At 39.9% G+C, this 1693-nt stretch carries 3 protein-coding genes; all 3 read right to left on the bottom strand.

Annotated features, from left to right (window positions below; all coding sequences use genetic code 11):
* The coding region (locus tag A3739_RS03405) for an N-acetylneuraminate synthase family protein (protein WP_197472011.1) at positions 1-514 on the bottom strand (514 nt) is incomplete at its 3' end.
* Positions 511-1443, bottom strand: coding sequence for a UDP-4-amino-4,6-dideoxy-N-acetyl-beta-L-altrosamine N-acetyltransferase (pseH, locus tag A3739_RS03400; RefSeq protein ID WP_068480745.1), 933 nt, complete (start codon positions 1441-1443; stop codon positions 511-513). The genes A3739_RS03405 and pseH, both read right to left, overlap by 4 nt.
* A partial coding sequence (locus tag A3739_RS03395; RefSeq protein WP_231876992.1) for a hypothetical protein occupies positions 1440-1693 on the bottom strand: 254 nt, incomplete at its 5' end. The genes pseH and A3739_RS03395, both read right to left, overlap by 4 nt.

The following is a 1693-nucleotide window of genomic DNA, read 5'->3' as shown; positions in this document are numbered from 1 at the left end:
TTGCAGCTGTGACAGCTTCGCTAATCTCTTCTTCATTGGCCATGCCTGTAGAAATGATCATGGGCTTGCCTGTTTTCGCAACATATTCGATGAGAGGGATATCTATTGCTTCAAAGGATGCGATTTTATAAGCAGGGCAGTTTAGCTCTTCTAGCATATCAACCGCTGTTTCGTCGAAGGGTGAGCTGAAAATCGTAATACCTAACTCTTTTGCTTTCTTGAACAATGGCTTGTGCCATTCCCACGGCATAAATGCTTCCGAATACAAGTCGTAAAGAGTTCGACCTCCCCATAGCCCACCTTCAATTTTAAATTCTGGGCGATCACAATCAATCGTAATTGTGTCCGCTGTGTAGGACTGGAGTTTTATGGCGTCAGCACCACAACGTTTGGCCATTACCATTATTTCGTAGGCGCGCTCGATACTTCCATTATGGTTTGCAGACAATTCTGCGATGATGTATGGGGCGGTGTTAAGCCCAATTTGTCGCCCATTGATAGCAATTGGTGTCATGCTGTTTCCAAAGGTAAAATTATTTCTGCATAACCAGTGATAGCCGGATTATCGTCTTTGTCTAAAACTAGAGTGCGGACTTTAAGACGGTTCCCTATTTTGGTTTCAATATGTATTTTTGCGTTTAGCTCAGTGTTGGGGTAAATGGGTGATTTAAACTCCAATGATTGGCTCTTATATATTGTACCTTCGCCAGGGAATAATGTTCCAAAGATTTTGGAGAATACTGAACCGCTTAAAAAACCATGGACTAAACTCTTATCGAAGCCATATTCACGACTGTACGCGTCGTCAATATGGAGTTTGTTTGTGTCAGAGGATGCTTCAGAAAACATTAGCACTTGTTCTTTTGAAATGGAGAATTGATGTGTAAATGTTTTACCAGGCCCGAACTTGTTATCTCTCATTAATGGTAGTTCGATAGAAAGTCTATTCCAGTCCTTTTTGAAAATCGCTAAACGGTATATGTCCCACAAACGACCTTTTGAGAAGTGTTGATTTTTAAATATACCTTCTACGCTGAAGCCATGCTTTTTGTGGAACGTAATTACCTTGTCATTGAATTCGAGTACTTCGCAATAAAGTTTATTAAGTCCTAGTGAGTTAAAAGCATAATTAAGTGCAGAGACTTCCATTTTTGAACCAACGCCTCTTATTGAAGTGTCTCCAGAGTAGAAGGCCCAACTAGCAGTGCCTGCATTTTGATTTATTTCTGTAAAACCAATTACTCCGCATGGTTGCTGTTCAATATAAAAAACAAAATAGCGCTTTGTTTTTTCGGACTTTATGTGCTCAAACCATTGATAGTGTTCATCTTTAGAAATGATGTGATCTGTATACATATTGGCGCGGACTTCAGGCTTGTTTCTCCACTCTAGAACCATATCCAAATGTTCTTCAGATAGGGGAGTTAATTTCGTCTTGCTCATAAAGCTTGCTCACTTTGATCTAGTAAGTGTTTGAGGACTCTTTTGGCCCCAAAGCCATCGCATACCGCTGAGATTTGCTTCACATTGTTCAAGTACTTTTCAGGTGATTGAGTTAATTGACTGATTTTAAATTGGAGCTGTTCTTTAACCTCCTGTTTTCTAATATCGATCAATTGAATTAAATTGTCTTGTTCTAGGATTAGCGCGGCTTGCTTTTGATTTTCTGCTGTCACACACAGCACGGATGGTA

It is taken from the genome of Oleiphilus sp. HI0067, from assembly GCF_001635735.1.
Note: the sequence above shows the minus strand (reverse complement) of the source record. Positions and strands in the feature narration are given on the sequence as shown.

Bases quoted from the DNA above. Each gene is read 5' to 3' on its own strand.
- pseH (WP_068480745.1), bottom strand. From the start codon at position 1,443: ATGAGCAAGACGAAATTAACTCCCCTATCTGAAGAACATTTGGATATG.